General features: G+C 73.1%; 12 protein-coding genes and 1 pseudogene. 7 read left to right on the top strand and 6 right to left on the bottom strand.

What is annotated here, in order from left to right; all coding sequences use genetic code 11:
• The coding region (locus tag SSQG_RS42735; RefSeq protein ID WP_039932907.1) for an acyl-CoA dehydrogenase family protein at window positions 1–322 on the top strand (322 nt) is incomplete at its 5' end.
• Window positions 319–789 carry a nitroreductase family deazaflavin-dependent oxidoreductase gene (locus SSQG_RS16910; protein WP_003991015.1) on the top strand — a complete coding sequence of 157 codons (471 nt, stop codon included), beginning with the start codon at window positions 319–321 and terminating at the stop codon, window positions 787–789. The genes SSQG_RS42735 and SSQG_RS16910, both read left to right, overlap by 4 nt.
• Before the next feature lie 133 nt (window positions 790–922).
• Here SSQG_RS16910 and SSQG_RS16905 read toward each other — a convergent pair whose 3' ends face one another.
• A complete protein-coding gene (locus SSQG_RS16905) occupies window positions 923–1570 on the bottom strand; it encodes a TetR family transcriptional regulator (protein WP_167545788.1) in 648 nt (215 codons plus the stop codon).
• Between the two features lie 122 nt (window positions 1571–1692).
• Here SSQG_RS16905 and SSQG_RS16900 point away from each other — a divergent pair, with 122 nt between their 5' ends.
• From SSQG_RS16900 to SSQG_RS16890, 3 genes and pseudogenes are all read left to right on the top strand, one after another.
• Entirely contained in the window at window positions 1693–2415 is a 723-nt protein-coding gene (locus SSQG_RS16900) for a VOC family protein (RefSeq protein WP_003991013.1), read from the top strand.
• Between the two features lie 192 nt (window positions 2416–2607).
• Window positions 2608–5008, top strand: a pseudogene (locus SSQG_RS16895) (PQQ-binding-like beta-propeller repeat protein).
• A 189-nt stretch (window positions 5009–5197) separates the two neighbouring features.
• Window positions 5198–5824 (top strand): hypothetical protein, encoded by a 627-nt coding sequence (locus tag SSQG_RS16890; protein WP_003991011.1) that lies wholly within the window; start codon window positions 5198–5200, stop codon window positions 5822–5824.
• Between the two features lie 31 nt (window positions 5825–5855).
• Here the strand turns inward: SSQG_RS16890 and SSQG_RS16885 are convergent, their stop codons facing one another.
• Genes SSQG_RS16885 through SSQG_RS16870 form a run of 4 tightly spaced genes read right to left on the bottom strand, consistent with a single transcriptional unit; the run spans window position 5856 to window position 9256 of the window.
• The gene (locus tag SSQG_RS16885; RefSeq protein ID WP_039932905.1) at window positions 5856–6809 is read right to left on the bottom strand and encodes an alpha/beta fold hydrolase; all 954 of its coding nucleotides are present in this window, start codon (window positions 6807–6809) and stop codon (window positions 5856–5858) included.
• A gap of 50 nt (window positions 6810–6859) precedes the next feature.
• Window positions 6860–7633 (bottom strand): enoyl-CoA hydratase/isomerase family protein, encoded by a 774-nt coding sequence (locus SSQG_RS16880; protein ID WP_003991009.1) that lies wholly within the window; start codon window positions 7631–7633, stop codon window positions 6860–6862.
• The gene (locus SSQG_RS16875) at window positions 7630–8043 is read right to left on the bottom strand and encodes a Zn-ribbon domain-containing OB-fold protein (RefSeq protein WP_003991008.1); all 414 of its coding nucleotides are present in this window, start codon (window positions 8041–8043) and stop codon (window positions 7630–7632) included. Before SSQG_RS16875 ends, SSQG_RS16880 begins: the two co-directional genes overlap by 4 nt.
• A gap of 1 nt (window position 8044) precedes the next feature.
• Window positions 8045–9256, bottom strand: a complete 1212-nt coding sequence (locus SSQG_RS16870; protein ID WP_003991007.1) for a lipid-transfer protein — start codon at window positions 9254–9256, stop codon at window positions 8045–8047.
• Window positions 9257–9361: 105 nt separating this feature from the next.
• On the opposite strand from SSQG_RS16870, the gene SSQG_RS16865 reads away from it, so the two are divergent.
• Window positions 9362–11002: a FadD3 family acyl-CoA ligase gene (locus SSQG_RS16865; RefSeq protein WP_003991006.1), complete on the top strand. Its 1641-nt coding sequence runs from the start codon at window positions 9362–9364 to the stop codon at window positions 11000–11002.
• On the opposite strand, the gene SSQG_RS16860 is transcribed toward SSQG_RS16865, so the two are convergent.
• Window positions 10968–11891, bottom strand: a complete 924-nt coding sequence (locus SSQG_RS16860) for an SMP-30/gluconolactonase/LRE family protein (protein ID WP_003991005.1) — start codon at window positions 11889–11891, stop codon at window positions 10968–10970. The two genes, SSQG_RS16865 and SSQG_RS16860, sit on opposite strands and share 35 nt — an antisense overlap.
• A 345-nt stretch (window positions 11892–12236) precedes the next feature.
• Here SSQG_RS16860 and SSQG_RS16855 point away from each other — a divergent pair, with 345 nt between their 5' ends.
• Window positions 12237–15230 carry an AfsR/SARP family transcriptional regulator gene (locus SSQG_RS16855; RefSeq protein WP_003991004.1) on the top strand — a complete coding sequence of 998 codons (2994 nt, stop codon included), beginning with the start codon at window positions 12237–12239 and terminating at the stop codon, window positions 15228–15230.
• Window positions 15231–15780 lie beyond the last annotated feature (550 nt).

Raw genomic sequence — 15780 nt, 5'->3', positions numbered from 1 at the left:
GCACCGGCTGGCCGACGTGTACGTGCAGGTGCAGGCGGCCCGCTCGGCGGCGTACTACGCGGCCTGGGCCGCCGCACAGGAGGCGCGGGAGGTCCGCGAGGAGGCGGCCGGCGGGCCGGCCCTCGCCCAGGCGCTCCAGGCCCTGCGCTCGGCCGCCGCCGAGGGGATCCAGCTGCACGGCGGCATCGGTTTCACCTGGGAGCACGAGGTTCACCTGTACTTCAAGCGCGCCGCGGGCGACGAGCTGCTGTTCGGGCCGGTGCACCGGCTGCGGGCGCACGCCGCCGACGCGGCGGACGTCTTCGAGGAGGCCGGCCGATGAGGGGCGTGCGGTTCGTGCAGAAGGTGTCGTCCACCCGCGGGTTCGCGCGCGTGGCACCGCACGTCTTCCCGGCCCTCGACCGGGCCGTGCACCGGCTCACCCGGGGAAAGGTGCTGCTCAGCGCGCAGCTCCTGCCGGGGGTCGTGCTGACCTCGACCGGGGCGAGGAGCGGGGCGCCGCGTCGCACGCCGCTCGCCTGCATGCCCGAGAAGGACGGGCACGGCTGGATCCTCGTCGGGTCCAACTTCGGACGGCCGGGGCATCCCGCCTGGAGCCACAATCTGCTCGCCCACCCCGATGCCGAGATCAGCTGGAAGGGCCGGGACATTCCGGTCACGGCCCGGCTGCTGGAGGGGGAGGAGCGGGCGGCGGCCTGGCAGGCGGTACTGGCGTTCTGGCCGCCGTACGCGGCCTACCAGGCGCGGGTGGATCGGGAGATCCGCGTGTTCAGGGTCGTACGGCGGTGATCCGGGGTCGTACGGCGGTGATCCGGGGACGTACGGCGGTGAGAAGCGCGACAGGCGGCGGTCCACTCGGGTGGACCGCCGCCTGCCAGACAGGACTTGGGTACGGGTAACGGGCCGGGTCCGCCGCGCCGGGCTACTTCGTCGGCTTTCTGCCGGTGACGCCCAGGTGCACCAACAGCGCGAGGTTCGGCTTCAGTTCGGCCTGCTTCACGCCCCAGGAGGAGAAGCCCTTCTGGTGGGAGGCGACGGCCGCGAGCATCGCGACCAGCGAGCCGGCGATGGCCGCCGGGTTCACGTCCTTGTCGACCCTGCCCTTGGCCTGGAGCTCGGCGACGGCGTCCGCGAGGGAGTTGTTCACCGAGTTGAGGATCTTCATGCGGAGCTTGTAGAAGCGCTTGTCGCCCTCGGCGGCACCGAGATCGACGACCCGGAGGATCGCGTCGTTCTTGCGCCAGAACTCCAGGAACCCGTCGACGAGTTCCTGCGCCGTCTGCCAGCCGGCCTTGCCGGTCCAGGAGCGGCCCTCCAGGAGCTCGGTCAACGCGGCGCCCTCGGTCGCCACTTGCTCGGCGATCTCCAGGACAGCGCCCTCGACGTCCGGGAAGTACTGGTAGAAGGTCGCGGGCGAAGTACCCGCCTTCCGGGCGACATCGATGACCTTGACATCCCGGTAGGGGGAGGAGCTGAGCATCTCGCTGAGGCAGTCGAGCAGCTTCTGCCGGGTCGCCTGCCCACGCCGGCCGGCCACACGGCCGTCGACGGTACGCACTTGTCCTGTCATGACGTCAGCTTACCGAGGCAGGATCGGGGCGCGATTCGGCCGACTGCAAATGGGGTGCGAGGGAGTACGGAGGCTGGTGTGCCTGGTCTGCGGGCTGTGGCAGTCACGGTTACGTTGGCGGCATGGCCGAAAACAGGGCATCGGTGTACGCAGAGGGCGTCCCCTGCTGGGTGGACGCGCAGCTTGCCGACGTCGAGGCGGGCAAGCGGTTCTACGGTGAACTTTTCGGGTGGACCTTCGAGGACTGGTTCGGCTCCTTCGCGCAGGCGCTGAAGGACGGCGAACCCGTGGCCGCGCTGGTCCGCAAGGTGGACGGCCGGCTGCCCACCGTCTGGACGGTGTACTTCGCGACGCCGGACGCGGTGGCCCTGGCCCGGCGCGTCCGGGAGGCCGGCGGGCAGGTCGTCTCGGCGCCGGTCCCGGCCGGTGAGCTGGGCGTCACCGCCCTGGTCACCGACCCCGAGGGGGCCGTCTTCGCCCTGTGGCAGCCGGAGGAGTACCCCGGCTTCGGCAGGCGGCACGAGCCGGGCACCTTCGCCTGGGCCGAGCTGTACGCCCGGGACGCCGAGGCGGCCGATGCCTTCTACGGCGATCTCTTCCAGGAGGCCCTGTTCGGGCCGGACGCCGAGCCCGATTTCGGCCGCGCCCCCGTCTCCGACGTGTTCCCGGCGGAGATGCCGCCCCACTTCCTCGTGCACTTCGCCGTCGAGGATGTACCGGCCGCGCTGGAGGACGTGCTCCGGCTCGGCGGCCGTGTCCAGGCCGGGCCCTTCGAGGCCTCGTACGGCACGGTGGCCGTCGTCACGGACAATCAGGGGGCGTCCTTCGCGCTGCTGCACCGCTGAGCAGGCATGGTTTGGTCATCGTTTGATCGCCTCTGTGCCGAGACATCCCAAATGTCACCGGGTTCGCCACCACGGCTCCGGCCAGGAAGAATCGGGGTGCGTGCCGCCATGGCGGTGCGGTGGTGAGACGCTGCACGGGGTCGCGTGGAACATGTGGCTTGGCGCGGCTCGTACGGGGAGGTGGCAGGCAGAGTGGTGGATCAGCTGACGCAGCACGATCCGCGGCGGATCGGGCCGTTCGAGGTGCTGGGACGGCTGGGTGCCGGCGGCATGGGGCTGGTCTATCTCGCGCGTTCGGCGTCCGGCCGGCGCGTGGCGATCAAGACCGTCCGGACGGAACTGGCCGAGGACCAGCTGTTCCGGGTCCGCTTCACGCGTGAGGTGGAGGCGGCCCGGGCCGTCTCCGGCTTCTACACCGCCGCCGTCGTGGACGCCGACCCGCGCGCCGCCGTGCCATGGCTGGCCACCGCGTACGTCCCCGCGCCCTCCCTCGAGGAGATAGTGAACGACTGCGGCCCGATGCCGGCCCAGGCGGTGCGCTGGCTGGCGGCGGGTGTGGCCGAGGCGCTCCAGTCCATCCACGGGGCGGGTCTCGTGCACCGCGACCTCAAACCGTCCAACGTCCTCGTCGTCGAGGACGGCCCCCGGGTGATCGACTTCGGGATCGCGTCGGGTGTCTCGAACACACGTTTGACGATGACCAACGTCGCCGTCGGCACGCCCGCCTACATGTCCCCCGAGCAGGCCAAGGACTCCCGCAGCGTCACGGGCGCGAGCGACGTCTTCTCCCTCGGCTCCATGCTGGTGTTCGCCGCCACCGGACACCCGCCCTTCCACGGCGCCAACCCGGTCGAGACGGTCTTCATGCTGCTGCGCGAGGGCCCGGACCTGGAGGGTCTCCCGGACGAACTGCGTCCGCTCATCGAGTCCTGTATGCAGATGGACCCGACGGCCCGCCCCAACCCGGCCGACCTCCAGGCCCAGCTGGCCCCCCACCTCTTCGGCTCCGGCTCCGACGACAGCGGCACGGCCTCCGCCTGGCTGCCCGAGCGGGCCGTCGGCCTCATCGAGTCCCGCCGCAACGGCCGCCCGGCCGGCAAGCCCGCCCCCGGCCCCGGCCGCAGCGGCGGCGGACGCCCCGCCCCGGCTCCGGGCCCCGCGCCCCTTCCGCCGCCGCCCTCGCACGACCCCGTCGTCCCGGCGCCCGTGCCCGCCGCGTCCGTCGCCGCCCCGGTCGGCGGCCCCGACACCGGCCCCGTACGGCTGGCCGGCGGCCAGGTGCCCATCGGCCCGGGTCCGCGCGTCGCCGACGTCCGTGCCGCCGCCGTCAAGGCACCCCCTCCGGAGGCCGCGCTCGCCGCCTCCTGGTCCAAGCCCCGCCCCGGCGTCAACGGCACGGACCCCGCCGTGGGCCCCGCCGTCGCCGCGCCCCCGGCCCCGACCGTGCCGCCCGAGCAGGCCGGTGGCTGGCGGCCCTGGCGCTTCCGCATGTCCAACGACGTCTGGGGCACCCCCTCCGTCGCCGACGACCTGGTCTACGTCACCTCCTTCGAGGTGCACGCCCTGGACGTCGCCACCGGCCGCCGCCGCTTCAAGACCCGGGACGTCGCCTGGTCCATGGCGGTCGCGGACGGCCGGATCCACGCCTCCGACGGGCCCACCCTGTTCGCCCTGGACGCCCGCGAGGGCGGCGACCTGTGGCGCCTCCAGACGGACGCCTGGGTCTACTCCCTCAAGGCCGGCCGCGGCAGCGTCGTCACCGGCACCCGGGGCGGCGGCGTCCAGGGCTGGGAGGCCTCGAACGGGCAGAAGCTCTGGGAGATCACCGGCTGCCAGACCGACTTCGAGTCCCCCGAGGCCGGACCCGCCCTGCACGACGGCACGGTCTACGTCTGGCAGGACGCCCGGCTGCGCGCCCTGGACGCCCGCACCGGCGACGAGCGCTGGTCGTACCCGATCGGCGACGCGGCCTCCTGCGGCGGCGTCCCGGTCCGGGTCACCCCGGCGCCCGACGGCTACGTCTACGTCTGCGCCGGCACCCGCGTCCTCGCCCTCGACGTGGCCGCCGGGCATGTGAAGTGGCACTTCGAGGCCCCCGGCCGTCTTTCTCTCCCCGCCCACCTTCGTCCCGGGCCCGGCCGTCACCGGCGGCGGCATCTACCTGGCCGACTACCTCGGCACGGTCTACGCCCTGGACGCCACCGACGGCCGTGACCGCTGGCGCATCGCCACCGAGTCCCGCACGTCCGTCGACCCCGTCCTGGTCGCCGCGGGCCACGTCCACGTGGGCAGCGGCAAGGGCCTCTACACCCTGGACGCGGTCACCGGCACACCCAAGTGGCGCTTCCAGGCGGGCGGGGACATCGTGGGCGCTCCCTCGGTGGCCGAGGGCCGCATCCACTTCGGCTCCACCGACCACCTGCTCTACACCCTGAAGGCCGACGACGGCCGGCTGCGCTGGAAGCTCGCCACCGGCGGCGAGATCACCGGCTCCCCGGTCGTCCAGGACGGGGTGGTGTACGCGTGCAGCAAGGACCGCTGCGTCTACGCGCTGGACGCGGAGAAGGGGACGGGGACGGCGCGTACCGCCTGACGGGCGAGGCGCGCACCGCCTGACGCCCCGGGGACGGCCGTCGCCGGCGTACGGAAGGGGCTCCGGACGGCGGCCGTCGCTCATCGGGGAGCGGCCCGTGCGCCGCTTCCACCCACGACGCTACGCCGGGTACGGCCCGGTCGCCACGCGGTGACATGACCGTGACAGGCGATCACTAGGCTCTCCGCCATGCGGATACGGGGGCGCAAGCTCAAATTCACGGCGGTACTCGTCCTGGTCGTCCTGGCTCTGACCGGGTTCTCCACCGGCCGGGGCCGTGGCGGCAGCCACGGCCACAGCAGCAGCGGGGGACACGGCGGCGGGTGCAGCAGCTCCAGCCAGGACCACGACAGTTCGAGTTCGTCGACGTCGGGCGGCGGTTACGGCTCGGGCGGCTCCAGCGGCGGGTCCTACGGCTCCGACGACGACGATGACTACTACGCGAGCAGCGGCGGCAGCACCAGCAGTGGCGGCGGCTCGTACACCCGCAGGCCGAACTACGGCTCCACGCCGACGTCCTCCTCCGGCTCCGGCAGCGGCAAGGCCCTGCGGGACGGCACGGCGAAGCTGGTGAGCTGCGCGAGCGCCGCCCGCCCGTACGCGACCGTCGAGGTCAGCAACCCCAACGGCCGCAAGGCGACTTTCTCGGTCTCGGTGACCTTCGAGGACGCGCAGGGCATCACCGTCGTCGACCGGTACGGGGACGTCACGGTCCCCGCGCAGGGCAGGGCGACCGTCGACGTCGAGGTCGGCCCGGGCCTGGTGGACTCGGTCGACCACTGCGAGGTCGACGGCCAGGCCCTCGTCGACGACTGACGAGGCCTGACAGAAGGGGCCTGGCAGTCCGTCAGTCCCTCAGCTCCGTCAGGAAGTCGAGCAGCGCCTCGTTCACCTCGGTGGGCCGCTCCTGCTGCGTCCAGTGGCCGCAGCCCGGCAGCACGAGCGGCTTCCGGCGCAGGTTCGGCATCAACTCCGGGAGCTCCTCGATCAGTTCGGGCGTGCCCGGGAAGGCCGGGACCAGGTCCCGGTCGCCGTACACGTACAGCGCGGGCGGGGACACGACCGCTCCCTGCCAGGGGGCGGTCAGCTCCCAGTTGCGGTCCAGGTTGCGGTACCAGTTGAGCGCGCCGGTGAAGCCCTGCGCGTAGCTCTCGGTGAGGGTGTCGAGGTCCTCCTCGGTGAGCCACTCGGGCAGCACCTCGGGGTCCGGCGCGTCCGCGAGCCAGCCGCGCTCCAGGTCGTCGACCAGGGCCTGCTCGGGGCGCCCGGCGCCCGGGGCGTCACCGGAGGCGGAGTACAGCAGCTTGCGCAGGGTGGCGCGGGTGTCCGCCGAGAACTCGGCCTCGGCGACGCCGGGCTGCTCGAAGTAGTTCCAGTAGAACCGCCCGCCGAACCGCTCCCGCATGGTCGCGAGCGGCGGCTGCCCGCCACGGAACGGCGGCGGCACGCTCAGCCCCGCCACGCCGCGCACCACATCCGGCCGCAGCAGCGCGGTGTGCCAGGCCACCGGCGCTCCCCAGTCGTGCCCGACGACGAACGCCCGCTCCTCGCCCAGCGCGTGGATCAGCCCGACCACGTCCCCCACCAGGTGGAGGATGCTGTACGCGGACACGTCCTCGGGGTGGTCACTGCCGCCGTACCCGCGCTGGTCGGGCGCGACCACCCGGAAACCGGCCTCGGCCAGCGGCCCGAACTGGTGCCGCCAGGAGTGCCAGGACTCCGGGAATCCGTGCAGCAGCACCACGAGCGGGCCCTCGCCCTGCTCGGCGATGTGCAGGCGTATGCCGTTCACGTCGATCATCCGATGCGTCACCACGCGTCGAGGATACGCGTGTACGGGTAAACGATTCTCTAACGCAACCGGTACTCCCGCCCCCGCCCCGCGAACAGCCGGGCCTGCCGGTCGCCCGTCGCGTTCCCGAGCGCGATGAGATGCGGTGCCTGCGCGAGGCCCCGGGAGCGCCCGGCCTCGCTCGCGGCCCACAGCGCCCGGACCGTCCCCTGCACGGCCTCGGTCGGGTATCCGGCGACGACGGCGGCACAGGCGGTCGCCGCCGCCAGCACCTCGCCCTCCGGGGCGAGTTCCGACACCAGCCCGACCTCGTACGCCCGCCGGGCCGAGATCCGTTCGGCCGTCCCCATGAGCGCCATCCGCGCGACCTCCCCGTAGGGCATGCGCTGCGCCATGAGGACGGACTCGTAGGCGCTGACCATGCCGTAGGTGGTGTGCGGGTCGAAGAAGGTGGCGGTGGCGTCGGCGACCACGAACTCCGCCTCGCCGAGCAGGTAGAAGGCGCCCCCGCAGGCCATCCCGCGCACGGCGGCGACGACCGGCTTCCACAGGTCGTTCGCCTTGGGCCCGACGCCGAGCAGCGGATCGTCCTGTGCGTAGGGCGAGTTCGGCTGCGGCACGACGGCGTCCCGGTCGATCCCGGTGCAGAAGGCACGCTCACCGGCACCGGTGAGGACGATCGCCCGCACGGAGTCGTCGAACCGCAGGTCCCGCCAGACGCGGGCGAGTTCACCGGCCATCCCCAGATCGATGGCGTTGAGCCGGTCGGGCCGGTTCAGAGTGACGACGGCGACCCCGCTGTCCTGGTCGACCGTGACGAGCACACCGCTCATGAGCGCTCCAGGACCCACCGGGGGATGCCCTCGTCGAAGACGGCCCGCACCCGGGCGCCGATACGAAGGCTGTTCGTCGAGAAGGAGTTGAGCGCCTGACCCGGCCCGGCGACCAGGTTGCCCACCAGCCGGATGCGCGGTGCCTCGTCCAGTTCGACCACGACCACGTTGTACGGCGCCAGCTCCGCGTACTCCGGCAGCAGCGGCGGGTGCGGGACGACGTACGACCAGACACGGCCGCCACCGGAGACCAGGCGCCACTCGGACTCGAAGGACTGGCAGTGCGGGCAGCAGGGCCGGGGCGGGAAGCGGAGCTCGCCGCAGCCGGCGCAGCCCTGGACCCGGAGTTCGCCCCGGGCGGCGTACTCCCAGAAGGGGGCGCCGTCGGCGTCGGTGACGGGACTGAGCATGTCAGCTCCTCAGCAGCAGGGCGGAGGTCGGGACACCCTCACCCGCGGTGACCAGGCAGACCGAGGCGCCCGGCACCTGCGCGGTACTGGTCCCGCGCAGCTGCCGCACCCCTTCGTCGATGAGGTTGAAGCCGTGGACGTAGGCCTCGGACAGCCCGCCCCCGCCGGTGTTCACGGGCAGCGTCCCGCCGATCTCCAGCGCCCCGCCCTCGGTGAACGCCCCGCCCTCGCCGCGCCCGCAGAAGCCGTAGCCCTCCAGGGAGAGCAGGACCAGGGGGGTGAAGGCGTCGTAGATCTGGGCGACGTCCACGTCCTCGGGGGTCAGGTCGGAGTGCTTCCACAGATGCCGGGCGGCGGCCCAGGCCGGGCCGGTGAGGGGGTCGTCGTTCCAGTAGTTGACCATGCCGTGGTGCTGGGCGGGCAGCGACTGGGCGGCGGCGTGGACGTAGACGGGTGTGCGGCGGCAGTCCCGGGCCCGCTCGGCGGAGACGACGACACAGGCGAGCGCCCCGTCCGTCTCCAGGCAGTTGTCGAAGAGGCAGAGCGGCTCGCTGATCCACCGGGACGTCATGTACATCTCGCGGGTGAGGGGCCGGTCGTACATGATCGCGGCGGGGTTCTGGTTGGCCCGGTTGCGGCAGGCGAGGGCGACGTTGAACAAGTGGTCGCGGGTGGCGCCGTATTCGTGCATGTACCGGCGGGTGAGCATGGCGATCTCGTCGACCGGCCGGAGCAGGCCGTACGGCCGGGTCCACTGGGCCGGTGTCGGGAGCTGGACGGTGGTGTTCGTCCAGGGCCGGGGTCCGCTGCCCCGCTTGCGGGACCGCCAGGCGACCCCGACGCTCGCCTGCCCGGTGGCGATGGCGGCGGCGAGATGGCCGACCGTGGCACACGAACCCCCGCCCCCGAAGCCGACCTTGCTGAAGAAGGTGAGGTCACCGAAGCCGCAGGCCTTCGCCAGCTCCACCTCGTCGGTCTCCTCCATGGTGTAGGAGGCGAGGGCGTCGACCTCGCCGGGCGCGATCCCGGCGTCGTCGAGGGCGGCCAGGACGGCACGGCAGGCGAGGGTGCGTTCGTCCTCGGGGAGCCGCTTGGCGAACGGCGTCCGGCCGATGCCGGCGATGGCGGTGGCGTCCTTGAGGCCGAGGCCGTTGAGACCGCGGCCCTCGAGACCGCGGCCCTTGGGGCCGAGGCCTGCCGATGCTGCTGCCATGGTGCGCGCACCTCCGGCCCGAACGGTTCGCTGACAGGCCGTCAGATTACAGCTAATCTGACGGTCAGTCAGCTCCTGTGCCGACGACGGGTGGGAGGGCTTGCTGTGCGAGCGGACACGGAGTGGGGAAGCATCCCGGGCCTGGTGCGGTCGGCGGCCCAGCGGTACGCGGACGTCGAGGCCGTCGTCGAGGGCCGTACCCGGATCACCTACGCGGAACTGGGCGCCCGTGTGGAGCGCGCGGCGGCGGCCTGCCTGGCGAACGGGGTCGAACCCGGTGACCGGGTCGGCGTCTGGGCGCCGAACACGCTCGACTGGATCGTCGCCGCGCTCGGCGCGGTCTCGGCGGGCGCGGTGCTCGTGCCGCTGAACACCCGCTTCAAGGGGACGGAGGCGGCGGACGTCCTGCGCCGCAGCGGAACGCGGCTGCTCTTCGTGACCGGCACCTTCCTCGGCACCTCGTACGTGGCCTCCCTGCGCAGAGCGGCGGGGGAGGGCCCGGGCACCGGCCCGCTGCCGGGGCTGCCCGAGCTGGAGCGGGTGGTGGTCCTCGCGGAGGACGCCCCGGCGGACTTCCTCACCTGGAAGGACTTCCTGGCCGGTGGGGAAGGGGTCGGCCCGGCGGCCGTGCGCGCCCGGGCCGACGCGGTCGAGGGGCCCTGGACCTCGGACATCATCTTCACCTCGGGCACCACCGGCCGCCCGAAGGGCGCGGTCGTCACCCACGCGCAGTCGCTGCGCGCGTACGGCATCTGGAGCGACCTGGCGGGCCTGACCCGGGGCGACCGCTACCTGATCGTGAACCCCTTCTTCCACACCTTCGGCTACAAGGCCGGGGTGCTCGCCTGCCTCATGCGGGGCGCGACGATGATCCCCCAGCCGGTGTTCAACGTGCACACGGCCCTCGCCAACCTCGCGGCGGAACGGGTCTCCGTGCTCCCGGGCCCCCCGACCCTCCTCCAGTCCCTCCTGGACCACCCGGCACGGGACGCGCACGACCTGTCGGCGCTGCGGCTGGTGGTGACGGGCGCGGCGGTGGTGCCGCTGCGGCTCGTCGAGCGGCTCCGCGAGGAACTCGGCGTCGGTACGGTCCTGACGGCGTACGGCCTCTCCGAGGCCGGCGGCGTCGTCACGATGTGCCGCCGCGGCGACGACCCGACGGTCATCGCCTCCACCTCCGGCCGGGCCATCCCCGGCACCGAGGTACGGGTGGTGGACGCCGAGGGCCGCCCCCTGGAACCCGGCACCGGCGCGGGCGAGGTCCTGGTCCGCGGCTTCAACGTCATGTCCGGCTACTACGAGGACGCCCACGCCACCGCCGAGGTCCTGACCCCGGACGGATGGCTGCGCACCGGCGACGTCGGCGTCCTGGACCCCGAGGGCAACCTGCGCATCACCGACCGCCTCAAGGACATGTTCATCGTCGGTGGCTTCAACGCCTACCCGGCGGAGATCGAGCAACTGCTCGGCCTGCACCCGGACGTGTCCGACGTGGCGGTGATCGGCGTCCCCGACGCGCGCCTCGGCGAGGTCGGCAAGGCGTACGTCGTCCGGCGGCCGGGCGCTCTCCTCACCTCGGACGACCTGATCGCCTGGTCCCGCAGGGAGATGGCGAACTACAAGGTGCCGAGAACGGTGGAGTTCGTGGCGGAGCTGCCGCGCAACGCGAGCGGGAAGGTCGTGAAGGGGGCGCTGCGGGACGGCCCCGGTGTCACGGGCCGGTCGGCAGCGCCGGGGTCCCCGTGACCGACATCATGAGGGAGTAGAGGGTGGTGTCGGCGGCGATGAACATCCGGTTCCGCCGGGCCCCGCCGAAGCGGACGTTGGCGACGGTGCCGGGCACCAGGACCCGGCCGAGAAGGGTGCCGTCGGGGTCGTAGCAGTGCACACCGTCGTGCATCGCGGCGGCCCAGAGCCGTCCCTCGTCGTCGAAGCGGATGTTGTCGAAGTGGCCGTTCCCGCCCAGGGCGAAGACGTCGCCGCCGGTCAGCGTGGAATCGTCCTGGACGTCGAAGACGCGGATCTGGTTGGCCAGGCTGTCCGACACGTACAGCCGCCGCTCGTCGGGGGAGAACACCAGCCCGTTGGGCCCCTGAAAGCCGTCGGCGACCAGCCGCACCTCACCGCTGCCGGGGTCCACGCGGTAGACGTTCCGGGCGCCGATCTCGCTCTCCCCGCGATGCCCCTCGTAGTCGGAGGCGATCCCGAACTCGGGGTCGGAGAACCAGATCGAGCCGTCGGACCGCACGACGGCGTCGTTCGGACTGTTGAGCCGCTTCCCCCGGAACCGCTCGGCGATCACGGTCACCGAACCGTCGTGCTCGGTCCGGGTCACCCGCCTGTTGCCCTGCTCGCAGGTGACCAGACGGCCCTGCCCGTCCAGGGTGTTGCCGTTCGGGTGCCCGGCCGGCGTCCGGAAGACCCCGACGGCGCCGGTCGTCTCGTCCCAGCGCAGCAGCCGGTCGTTCGGGATGTCGCTCCACAGCAGATACCGCCCGGCGGGCACGTACACGGGCCCCTCGGCCCACCGGCACCCCTCGAAGAGCACCTCCAGCCTGGAGTCCCCCGCCTGGCACAGGCCGGTCCGGAACCGCTCGTCGAGGGTCTCGTACGTCTGCGGCTGCTCGCCGGGCATGGGACCGCCTTCGGGGTGGGGCGACTGTCGGTCTACGGGATCCACTATGACCCGACGCCCGAGCCCCGTCGCGCCGACACCACCGGCTGGATCACCGGGCACCCCGTTGACCGGAGCATCCGGGCGCCCCGTCACTTCCTGACCTGGGCACCCCGTCGCGTCTCCTGGCCCGATCGCTCCAACTCGCCCTGACGGAGAGGCTTCTTGTGCGCTTGTGTGGGAAGAGAGTGTGCGGGTCTTGTGGACTCCCGTGCGTCGGGCCGTGATCGGTGTCCCCCACGGCTGACGTACCCGCCGTGCACAAGGCAGACTGGCGTGGTTGCTCAGGATGTCTAGGGGGACTGCATGGACGGTGTACCGGACGGTGTGCCGCGCGTACCGGAGCAGCGGCGTCCCGGCTCCTCGGCGAAGTCGGCGGAACCGGTGGAACCGGCGTCGGTGCCGGCGCTGCGCTTCGGCGTGCTCGGACCGGTGCGCGCCTGGCGCGGAGACGAGCCCATCACCACCGGGTCCCCCCAGCAACGCGCCCTGCTCGCCGCCCTGCTGCTGCGTGAGGGCCGGACCGCCACGGCGGCTGAGCTGATCGACGCCCTGTGGGGCGAGGAACCGCCCTCGCAGGCCCTGGCGGCGCTGCGGACGTACGCCTCCCGACTGCGCAAGGTGCTGGACGCGGGCGTCCTGGCCAGCGAGTCCGGCGGATACGCGGTCCGTGACCTGGCCGAGGGCGCCCTGGACCTGGCCGTCGCCCAGGACCTGGCCACGGAGGCGGAGAAGGCCCGGTCGGCCGGCGACCTCTGCCACGCCCGGGACGTGCTGCGGCGGGCCCTCGCCCTGTGGGACGGGGAGACCCTGGCCGGCGTGCCCGGCCCGTACGCGGAGGCGCAGCGCGTCCGCCTGGAGGAGTGGCGGCTCCAGCTCCTCGAATCCCGCCTGGACATGGACCTGGAGCAGGGCTGCCACGCGGAGGCGGTCTCGGAGCTCACCGCCCTCACCGCCGCCCATCCGCTGCGTGAACGGCTCCGCGAGCTGCTGATGCTGGCGCTGTACCGCAGCGGCCGCCAGGCCGAGGCACTCGCGGTGTACGCCGACACGCGGCGCCTGCTCGCCGACGAACTGGGTGTGGACCCGCGCCCCGGCCTCAGCGAGCTGCAGCAGCGGATCCTCCAGGCCGACCCGGGGCTCGCGGAGCCCTCCTCCCCGGCCCCGGAGCCGGCCTCCGCCCCGGTCCGCCCGGCCCAGCTGCCGGCGACGGTGCCGGACTTCACCGGCCGTTCCGCCTTCGTACGCGAGCTCGGCGACATCCTGGCCTCGGCCGACGGCGGGGTGATGGCGGTCTCGGCGCTGGCCGGTATCGGCGGTGTCGGCAAGACGACCCTCGCCGTGCACGTGGCCCACCAGGCCCGCGCGGCGTTCCCGGACGGGCAGCTGTACGTCGACCTCCAGGGCGCGGGCGCCCGGGCGGCGGAGCCGGAGACGGTCCTCGGCTCGTTCCTGCGCGCCCTCGGCACCGCCGACACCGCGATCCCCGACTCCATGGAGGAGCGCGCGGCCCTGTACCGCTCGGTCCTGGCCGGACGCCGCGTGCTGGTCCTGCTGGACAACGCCCGCGACGCCGCCCAGATACGTCCTCTGCTGCCCGGCACGGACGGCTGCGCCGCGCTGGTCACCTCCCGGGTGCGGATGGTGGACCTGGCGGGTGCCCATCTGATCGACCTGGACGTGATGTCGCCGGACGAGGCGCTGGCGCTGTTCACGAAGATCGTGGGCGAGGAGCGGGTCGCGTCCGAACGGAAGGCCGCCCTGGACGTCGTGGCGGCCTGCGGCTTCCTGCCGCTCGCCATCCGCATCGCGGCGTCCAGACTGGCCGCGCGCCGCACCTGGACGGTGTCGGTGCTCGCCGCGAAGCTCGCCGACGAACGCCGCCGACTGGACGAACTCCAGGCCGGTGACCTGGCGGTGAAGGCCACCTTCGAGCTGGGCTACGGGCAGCTGGAGCCCGCCCAGGCCCGGGCCTTCCGCCTGCTGGGCCTGGCCGACGGCCCCGACATCTCCCTCCCGGCCGCGGCGGCGGTCCTGGATCTTCCCGTGGAGGACACGGAGGACCTCCTGGAGTCGCTCGTGGACACCTCGCTCCTCGAGTCGGCCGCCCCCGGCCGCTACCGCTTCCACGATCTCGTACGGCTCTACGCGCGTGCGTGCGCGGAACGGGACGAACTGCCGCCGAGCGAGCGGGGAGCGGCGCTGTCGCGGCTGCTGGACTTCTATCTGGCCTCCGCGGCGGCCGTGTTCGCGATCGAGCGGCCGGGCGACACGCTGGTGGACCACCTCGAACCGACCTCGTATCCGGGGCTGCGCTTCGAGAACCGGCACGCGGCGCAGGACTGGCTGTACGCGGAGGCCATCTGCCTCCTCGCGTGCGTACGGCAGTCCGCCGGGCAGCCGGGCACCCTGCCCCGGGCCATCGACCTGCTGTGGGCCGCGCACGACCTCTCCGAGTCGGGCGCCAACGCCAGGGAGTACGAGGCGACGGCCGGGGCCCTCCGGGACGCGGCCCGGGAGTTCGACCTGGCCCGGGCGGAGGCCCGGGCACTGACGACGCTCGTCAACGTCCACCACGTGAGTGGCCGGTTCGAGCGGGCGGACCAGGAGGCCGAGCGGGCCATACTCCTCGCGCAGCAGGCCGACGACCTGCTTCCCGTCTGCTGGGCCCGCAACGCGCGCGGCATCATCGCGCTGTACCAGAACCGGCACGCGGACGGCGAGGAGCACCTCTCCCGGGCCATCGAGCACTTCCGGGCCATGGACAACCGGCCCGGGGAGGCCGCCGCGCTGTGCAACCTGTCCCGGATCCACCTGGCGACCGGGCGGACCCAGAGCGCGGTCTCACTGGCCCAGGAGGGCATCGGCATCTACGACGCCATGGGCAGCACCATGCGGGGGGCGAACGCCCGTTACGCCCTCGGGCTCGCCCTCACCCAGAGCGGTGACCTCGGCACCGCGGCCGAACGGCTGCAGGAGGCGCTGGAGGTGTTCCGCGACAGCAGGCAGCGCCTGTGGGAGGGCATGAGCCTGTTCCGGCTGGCCGAGGTGGACCTCGCCGCCCGGCGCGCCGCACAGGCCGCCGCCAACGCCGAGATGGCGCTGACCGTGCTGCGCGGCATCGGCGGGGAGTGGCGGCGGGGCAACGTCCTGACCGTGCTCGGCCGGGCGCTCAGCGGCATAGGGCAGACCGGCCGGGCCCAGGTCTGCTGGCAGGAGGCGGCGGGCATCTACGAGGAGCTGGGCTCGCCCGAGGCCGCGGAGGTGCGGGCGCTGCTCTCTCCGGTACGGGCGGCCTGACGCCCCGCCGCGGGCGTTCATCATTCGTTTATCGCCCCACGCCATGCTTGACGTAGTCGATCCGTCGCGTCGGGGGGCAGACGGGTCACTGCACAGGGCCCCGCACTTGAGAAATAGGGTGAGCGGCCCAGGCGGGCCCGTCCGGCCGGACTCGGGGGAGTGACCGGACGGGCCCGCCGACCTCACTGCTTTGATCCATGCCAAGGGGAAGTTGACGATCATGGGGCGACGAGTTCCAAGCCCGCAGACCCTGCACCCGACCCGAACGAGCCCGCTGGGGGACCGAGGAACCTGCCCGCCAGGGAACGAGGGCGCCGTCAAGAAGCAGGACCTGCACGCGACTGACGAGCCGCTCGAGACCAAGGACCTGCACGCCACGTCGGAGCCCTTCAAGCCGACGAAGTAAGCCACCTCACACGGGGTTCGGCCGCGGCGGCGCGGAGGGGGAGCCGCCGCGGCCGATGTGTGTCCGGACCCGGGCACCAGTTCTCCTACGCCGGCTCGTCCCACGCCGGCTTGCACCGGACGGTCCCTTCCTGGACGCCCCGGC

The sequence above is a fragment of the Streptomyces viridochromogenes DSM 40736 genome (assembly GCF_000158955.1).
GTDB classification, from domain to species: Bacteria; Actinomycetota; Actinomycetes; order Streptomycetales; family Streptomycetaceae; genus Streptomyces; species Streptomyces venetus.
This window is presented reverse-complemented; position numbering and strand designations above follow the sequence as displayed.

Bases quoted from the DNA above. Each gene is read 5' to 3' on its own strand.
- SSQG_RS16910 (WP_003991015.1), top strand. From the start codon at position 319: ATGAGGGGCGTGCGGTTCGTGCAGAAGGTGTCGTCCACCCGCGGGTTC.
- SSQG_RS16905 (WP_167545788.1), bottom strand. From the start codon at position 1,570: ATGACAGGACAAGTGCGTACCGTCGACGGCCGTGTGGCCGGCCGGCGT.
- SSQG_RS16900 (WP_003991013.1), top strand. From the start codon at position 1,693: ATGGCCGAAAACAGGGCATCGGTGTACGCAGAGGGCGTCCCCTGCTGG.
- SSQG_RS16890 (WP_003991011.1), top strand. From the start codon at position 5,198: ATGCGGATACGGGGGCGCAAGCTCAAATTCACGGCGGTACTCGTCCTG.
- SSQG_RS16885 (WP_039932905.1), bottom strand. From the start codon at position 6,809: ATGATCGACGTGAACGGCATACGCCTGCACATCGCCGAGCAGGGCGAG.
- SSQG_RS16880 (WP_003991009.1), bottom strand. From the start codon at position 7,633: ATGAGCGGTGTGCTCGTCACGGTCGACCAGGACAGCGGGGTCGCCGTC.
- SSQG_RS16875 (WP_003991008.1), bottom strand. From the start codon at position 8,043: ATGCTCAGTCCCGTCACCGACGCCGACGGCGCCCCCTTCTGGGAGTAC.
- SSQG_RS16870 (WP_003991007.1), bottom strand. From the start codon at position 9,256: ATGGCAGCAGCATCGGCAGGCCTCGGCCCCAAGGGCCGCGGTCTCGAG.
- SSQG_RS16860 (WP_003991005.1), bottom strand. From the start codon at position 11,891: ATGCCCGGCGAGCAGCCGCAGACGTACGAGACCCTCGACGAGCGGTTC.
- SSQG_RS16855 (WP_003991004.1), top strand. From the start codon at position 12,237: ATGGACGGTGTACCGGACGGTGTGCCGCGCGTACCGGAGCAGCGGCGT.